General features: G+C 70.4%; 4 protein-coding genes. All 4 read left to right on the top strand.

The features are described from left to right. Window positions 1–744 precede the first annotated feature (744 nt). Entirely contained in the window at window positions 745–2010 is a 1266-nt protein-coding gene (locus VGZ32_RS21720) for a bifunctional glycosyltransferase family 2/GtrA family protein (RefSeq protein WP_326887982.1), read from the top strand. Next, a complete protein-coding gene (locus tag VGZ32_RS21715) occupies window positions 2007–4310 on the top strand; it encodes an ArnT family glycosyltransferase (RefSeq protein WP_326887981.1) in 2304 nt (767 codons plus the stop codon). The genes VGZ32_RS21720 and VGZ32_RS21715 overlap by 4 nt, the downstream gene beginning before the upstream one ends. A gap of 78 nt (window positions 4311–4388) precedes the next feature. Beyond that, on the top strand, window positions 4389–6161 hold the full coding sequence (locus tag VGZ32_RS21710) for an NAD+ synthase (RefSeq protein ID WP_326887980.1): 1773 nt from the start codon (window positions 4389–4391) through the stop codon (window positions 6159–6161). An 18-nt stretch (window positions 6162–6179) separates the two neighbouring features. Then, on the top strand, window positions 6180–7441 hold a 1262-nt coding region (locus VGZ32_RS21705), incomplete at its 3' end, for a radical SAM protein (protein WP_326887978.1).

The following is a 7441-nucleotide window of genomic DNA, read 5'->3' as shown; positions in this document are numbered from 1 at the left end:
CGCGGCGGGTGGTGATCGGTTCAGGGGGCGAGGACTACTACACATCCGATCACTACGCGACCTTCGAGTGGATCGCGTGCAGCCGTTGACTTTCCGGCGTTTGGTGAACACGCGTTCAACATCGTATGCTGTTTCTTGCCGACGATTCGTCGACACAGAGTCACGAATACGCCACCGGCAAAGGGGCGCGAGCTCGGCAATCCTCGCAAATCGCGGACACGGTGCGTGAGGGCCGAGATCCCTAGCGAGAAGTTTCGTCGAAGGGGTCGCCAAGCGCACCGGCCCCATGAATAATCCTCTTCGAGGCCTCGTCGTCCCCCCGTGCGATGGGGCCTCGCCCCGAGCGGCGCGCGCCGCGGGCCCCTCCCCCCGTGGGGGTCACGCAAGAACGCGCGTCGCGGCGTCCGGCCCCTCCCCCCGTGGGGGTCGTACGCCAAGCACGGTGCGCTGCGGTCCCTCCCCCCGTGGGGATCCGTGCACCGTTCGGCGTCGGAACCGCCCCCGCCGCCCGCAGAGTCCTCCCCCGGGACCGAGGCGGCGAACCCCTCCGGCGCCCGCGGAGAGTCCTCGACAACTCTCCGCCGCGGCCTCGTCGCTCCCCCGTGCGACGAGGCCGCCTCCTTTCTCCGGCCTTTCTCTTCGGGCCCCGCCCCGTCCCGTCTCCACGGTCGGCGCGGCGAAAAATCATCCCCTCCTCATGAACGGCTCACGCTCGCCACAACGAGGTCCGCGACCGTTTCCGGCATGAGCCAAGTGATCTCCGACCTCCCGCCCCCGCCCGGCACCCACGAAGCGCCGACGTCCGCCAGCGCGGCCCGGCAGCGCACCCGCCTCGTCGAGGTCGTCATCCCGGTCTACAACGAGCAGCACGTCCTGGCCGCAAGCGTCGAGCGCCTGCACGCTTACCTCGCCGAGAACCTGCCCTATCCGTTCCGCATCACGATCGCCGACAACGCGTCGACCGACGCGACCTGGCAGGTCGCTCTCGACCTGGCCGGCCGTTTCGCGGCGGTCGGGGCGGTACACCTCGACCAGAAGGGCCGGGGACGCGCGCTGCGGGCGGTGTGGCAGGCCAGCGAGGCCGAGGTCGTGGCCTACATGGACGTGGACCTGTCGACCGGGCTCGAGGCCTTCCTCCCGCTGATCGCGCCGCTCATGTCCGGGCACTCGGATCTGGCGATCGGGTCCCGGCTGGCCAAGGGCGCCGCGGTGGTGCGCGGGCCGAAGCGCGAGTTCATCTCCCGCACCTACAACCTGCTGCTGCGGTCCGCGATGGCCGCCCGGTTCTCCGACGCGCAGTGCGGGTTCAAGGCCGGGCGCGCCGAGATCGTCAAGGCACTGCTTCCCCGGGTGGAGGACCAGGCCTGGTTCTTCGACACCGAACTGCTGCTGCTGGCCGAGCGCAGCGGGCTGCGCATCCACGAGGTGCCGGTGGACTGGGTGGACGACCCGGACAGCCGGGTGGACATCGTGCGCACCGCGAAGGACGACCTGCGGGGCATGTGGCGGGTCGGCCGACAGGCGTTGCAGGGCGGGTTCCGGGCGCCGGTTCCGGCCCGCTCCCTCGCCGCGCAGCTTCCGCAAGGCATGCGCTACCAGATCCCGAGCTTCGCGGTGATCGGGGTCGCGTCCACGCTCGCGTATCTGATCCTTTACTGGCTGCTGCGCGCCGCGTCCCCGGCGTATATCGCTAACACACTCGCGCTCGCTATCACCGCCGTCGCCAACACTGCCGCGAACCGCCGGTACACCTTCGGCGTGACGGGTGGTGCGAACGCGCTACGCCATCAGGTCGAGGGCGGCGTTGCCTTCCTGATCGGCCTGGCGTTGACGAACGGGGCACTGGGGCTCCTGCACGCCGCGTCGGCCAGTCCGGCCCACTCGGTCGAACTGGCCGTCCTCGTCGCTGCCAACGCGATGGCGACCCTGGTCCGCTTCCTGCTGATGCGCGCGTGGGTGTTCAACCCCCGCCGCGGCGTTCACCACCCGACGACGGAGAGAGCACGATGACCGACCAGCTTCCGACCGGGGTTCCCCACGCCCTGATCGTGGTTGAGCCCGAACCGTATACCCCCATCCATCCCGTCGACGATCACTCGACCACTCCAGAGCCGCCGATCGACCGTCCTTGGCGGCAGCGGGTGGTGCGCGGCCGACCGCAGGACCCGCGGTGGGCCAGGCCCGTGCTGCTCGCGATCCTGGCGCTGGCGGCGGCGCTGTACCTCTGGAACCTGACCGGCAACGGCTACGCGAACGAGTTCTACGCCGCGGCGGTGCAGAGCGGCACCAAGAGCTGGTCGTCGGCGTTCTTCGGGTCGCTCGACACCGGGAACTTCATCACGGTCGACAAGCCGCCGTTCGCGTTGTGGGTCACGGAGCTCTCGACCCGGATCTTCGGGTTCTCCAGCTTCGCGATGCTCGCGCCGATCGCGCTGTGCGGCGTCGCGGCGGTCGGCGTCCTGTACTCCGCGGTCCGCCGCAGCTTCGGCCACGCCGCGGCCGCGGTGGCCGCGCTGGTCGCCGCGCTCACCCCGATCACGGTGGCGATCAACCGGGACGACAATCCGGACCCGGTCCTGGTGCTGCTGATGACGCTCGGGGCCTGGTTCACGCTCGAGGCGATGCGCACCAAGCGGCTGCGGCACCTGCTGTGGGCCGCGGTGATGATCGGCTTCGCGTTCAACACCAAGATGCTGCAGGGCTTCATCGTGCTGCCGGCGCTGGTGTTGGTGTACCTGTTCGCGGCCGAAGGCGGCTTCTGGCGGCGTATCAGGCACCTTTCGCTCTTCACGGTGGTCCTGGCGGTCGCGTCGTCCTGGTGGATGCTGATCGTGGATGCGATCCCGGCGAGCAGCCGCCCATACGTCGGCGGCTCCGAGGCGACCAACTCGGTCCTGGGCCTGGCGATCGGCTACAACGGCCTGGGCCGGATCACGGGCAACGAGACTCCGGCCGGGGGCGCCGGCGCGAACTTCTCCGGCTCGTCAGGGCTTGGCCGGATGTTCAACGACATCCTCGGCGCGCAGATCTCCTGGCTGCTGCCGGCGGCGGCGATCCTGTTCGTCGCCGCGGTGGTGCTGCGGGCCAGAGCCCCGCGCACCGATCCCGAGCGCGCGGCATTGCTGCTGTGGGGTCTGTGGCTGGCCGTGCATTTCGTCGTGTTCTCCTACCAGCAGGGCACGATGCACCCGTATTACACGACGACGATGGGACCGGCGATCGGCGCCCTGGTCGGCGGGGGCGGCGCGGTGGTCTGGCGGCGAATGCATGCACAGCACGCGCCTGGGCAGATGGACAGGCCCGTGACTGAGCGGGCGGACCGGTCCGTGGCCGAGCAGGCGGCCGGTGGGCGGTGGGCATGGCTGGTTCTGCCGGTCGTCGTCGGCGTCACGGCGCTGTGGTCCATCACGCTGCTGAACCGGAACTCGTTCGCCACGTGGCTGGTCCCGGTCATCGCGGTCGCAGCGATCGTCGCCGTCGTGGCGTTGATCGCGGCGCACATCCAGCCGATGCACCGGGCGCGCCTCGGAGCGGTGAGTCTGGCGGCCCTGCTTCTCGCCGGTCTGGCTGGTCCGGCGGCGTTCGCGGCCTCGACGGCGAACTCCACCGTCAACGGCACCAATCCGTTGGCCGGTCCGGCGAACGGGTCGCTTGGCGGCCCGCGCGGCGGAGGCGGTTTCGGGGGCGGCGGCTTCGGCCGAGCCCGCGAGGGATTCGGGCAGGGATTCCCAGGCGGCGCAGGCGCGGGGTCGGCTCAGGGCGGCTTCGCAGGCGCACCTGGAGGCCAAACCGGAGGAGGCGGCGGCGTACCGTTCCCCGGCGGCCAGGGCGGTCTGAGCGGCCTGGGAGACCTGCCAGGCGCAGGCGGATCCGGCGGCTTGGGTGGCGGCGGCGGATTCGGGGGCGCGCGCGGTGGCTCCGTCTCGTCCGCGATGCTGTCGTACCTCGAGCAGAACCAAGGCAGCGCGACGTGGCTGGTCGCCGTCGCGAACTCGAACACGGCGGCGTCCCTCGAGCTTCAGTCGGGGCGGGCGGTGATCTCCATGTTCGGGTTCACCGGCAGCGACTCGGCGATGACGGTCGCCAAGCTCCAGCAGTTGGTCGCCTCCGGGCAACTGAAGTACGTCATGACCGGCGGCGGCTTCGGGGGCGGCGGACTCGGCGGCGGCAATTCCGCCAGCAGCCAGGTCACCACGTGGGTTCAGCAGAACTGCACCGCGGTGCCTGCCAGCGCGTACGGCGGCACGTCAACCGCCGCCGCCTCGGCCGCATCCGGGCTGTACACCTGCACTTCAAGCAGCAGCTCCTGAATATGCGCCGGTCAGTGTGACGACCCTCGCATTCGCCCCTTCTCGTCGCTGTGACGAGAAGGGGCGTATGCTCGTGCCATGGCCCAGCTGAGGATCGCGCTCGCACAGATCAACCCGACCGTCGGCGACCTCGCCGGGAACGCCGATCTCATCCTCGGCGCGGCGGAGCGGGCCACCCGCGAGGGCGCGCACCTGCTCGCGGTGCCGGAGATGGCGCTGACCGGTTATCCGATCGAGGACCTGGCGCTGCGCCCGTCGTTCGTGCGGGCCGCGCGCGCCGCCATGGACCAGCTGGCCGACGACCTCGAGGACCGGGGCCTCGGCGACCTCGTCGTGGTGGCCGGATACCTCGACGGCACCCCCGACGACGCCCCGCGGATCGGGCGCCCGGCCGGCTCACCGATCGACGCAGCCGCCCTCGTACACCGCGGCGAGACGCTGATCCGCTCGGCGAAGCACCACCTGCCCAACTACGGGGTCTTCGACGAGTACCGCTACTTCGTGCCGGGCGACGTGCTGCCGGTGGTGCGGATCGGTGGCATCGACGTGGCCGTGGCGATCTGCGAGGACCTGTGGCAGGACAGCGGTCCGGTCGCCGCGGCCGCCGACGCCCGGGCCGGGCTGCTGCTCTCCATCAACGCTTCGCCGTACGAGCTGAACAAGAACGACGCACGGTACGAGCTGCTGGCGCGCCGGGCCTCGGAGGCGGGCTGCGCGATCGCGTACGTCAACCAGGTCGGCGGCCAGGACGAGCTGGTCTTCGACGGCGACTCACTGGTGGTCGCCCCGGACGGCGCGGTGCTCGCCCGCGCCGGGCAGTTCACCGACGAGCTGTTCGTGGTCGATCTCGACCTGCCGGTCGCGCAGGTCCCGGCCGAGCGGACGAGCGAGAAGGCGACCAACGGGATGGAGATCCGGCGGATCGTCGTCTCCGCCGAACCGGTCGCGGCGTTCGAGCCTCGCCCACGTGTGCTCACCCCGCGCCTGGACGACCACGAGGAGATCTACACGGCGCTGGTGACCGGGCTGCGCGATTACGTGCGCAAGAACGGCTTCTCGAGCGTGGTGCTGGGCCTGTCCGGCGGGATCGACTCGGCGCTCGTCGCCGCGATCGCGGTCGACGCGCTCGGAACGGAGCACGTCTACGGGGTCTCCATGCCGAGCCGGTATTCGACCGACCACTCGAGGGACGACGCCGCGGACCTGGCCGAGCGCACCGGGCTGCACTACGAGACTGTGCCAATCGCGCCGATGGTCGAGGCCTACCTCAAGACCACGGCCGACGCGGGGACCGCGCTGACCGGACTGGCCGAGGAGAACCTCCAGGCGCGGGTGCGCGGCACGACCCTGATGGCGCTGTCGAACCAACGCGGCCACCTGGTGCTGGCCACCGGGAACAAGAGCGAGCTCGCGGTCGGGTACTCCACCCTCTACGGAGACGCGGTCGGCGCCTACGCGCCGATCAAGGACGTGCCCAAGACGCTGGTCTGGGCACTGGCCCGGTGGCGCAACGAGGCGGCGACGCGGCGCGGGCAGACCGCGCCGATTCCGGTGAACTCGATCGAGAAGGAGCCGAGCGCGGAGCTGCGGCCGGACCAGCGGGACACCGACTCGCTGCCCGACTACGCGGTGCTCGACGAGATCCTTGACCTCTACGTGGAGGGGGATCACGGCCGCGAGGAGATCGAGGCGCGCGGCTTCGACCCGGAGCTGGTACAGCGGGTGCTCACGCTGACGGACACCGCCGAGTACAAGCGGCGCCAGTACCCGCCGGGCACGAAGATCTCGCCGAAGGCGTTCGGCCGGGACCGGCGCCTGCCCATCACCTCGCGCTGGCGCGAGACCGCCTGATCGGGAGAGGCTGGGACCGTGACAGCGAACCAGGACGAAACGGTGTACACGATCGGCGCGGCGCGGGAGCGCGTGCCGCTGCCGAGCGACGGCGCGACGACCCGTGAGCTCGAGCGCATGATGGCGGCCTTCCCCGACCTGCCGCCCGAGGCGATCGTGAAGCAGGACATCCTGCGGCAGGGGCTGGCGTTCGGCGAGAACGCGCTGATGGTGGCCAGCGGCTATAAGCCGAAGGACTACTTCATCTTCTCTTTCGACCTGGTCCCGCTTTCCGAGATGCGGGAGCACGAGGCGTACCGGGCGCCGGAGGAGATCGCACTGACCGGCGGTCCGTACGGGCTGCGCCGCACGATCGTGTCCACACGCGTCGCCCCCGACAGCCCGTACCGAGTCGATCTGGTCGAGGGCCGGCTCACCCTGATGTGCGACGGGCGGGCGCTCGCGGAGCTGGAATTCCCGCCGATCCCCGGGTACTACGGCGCGACGCTCTCCTCCGGCCGCAAGATCAGCGAGATCGCGCCCGCCATCGAGTGGGGCTACCTGATCTACCTCACCGTCTACCGCCTCTGCCAGTACTGGGGGCGCGACGAGGAGTGCCGGTTCTGCGACCTGAACGAGAACTTCCGGCAGCAGCGGGCGAGCGGGCGGCCGTACACGCCGGTCAAGCAGATCGACGACATCGTCGAGGCGATGACGCACATCAACGCGCACGACGAGGTCTCCCGCGCGTACACGGTGACCGGCGGCTCGATCACGAAGAGCCTGAACGGGATGAAGGAGGGCGAGTTCTACGCCCGGTTCGCCGAGGCGATCGAGAGCCGCTTCGCCGGACGGTGGATCCCGAAGGCGGTGGTGCAGGCGCTGCCGCTGGACGAGGTCAGGATGCTGCACGAGGCCGGCTACCGGATCTACCACCCGAACTACGAGGTCTGGGACCGGGACCTGTTCGCCTGGATCTGCCCGGGCAAGGACCGGTACGTGGGCCGGGACGAGTGGATCAAGCGGATCCTGGACGCGGCCGACGTGTTCGGGCCGAGCCACGTGATCCCCAACTTCGTCGGCGGAGTGGAGATGGCGCAGCCGCACGGCTTCACCGACATCGACAAGGCCGTCGCGTCCACCGCCGAAGGCCTCGAGTTCTTCATGAGCCACGGCGTGGTGCCCCGGTTCACCACCTGGTGCCCGGAGCCGACCAGCGACCTGGGCCGGCAGGCCGGGCCGCCGCTCGAGTACTTCGTCAAGCTGCTCTACGCCTGGCGCGAGACTTTCGAGCGGCACGG

Source organism: Actinocrinis sp. (assembly GCF_035938995.1).
Classification (GTDB): Bacteria; Actinomycetota; Actinomycetes; order Streptomycetales; family Catenulisporaceae; genus DASZGI01.
Note: the sequence above shows the minus strand (reverse complement) of the source record. Positions and strands in the feature narration are given on the sequence as shown.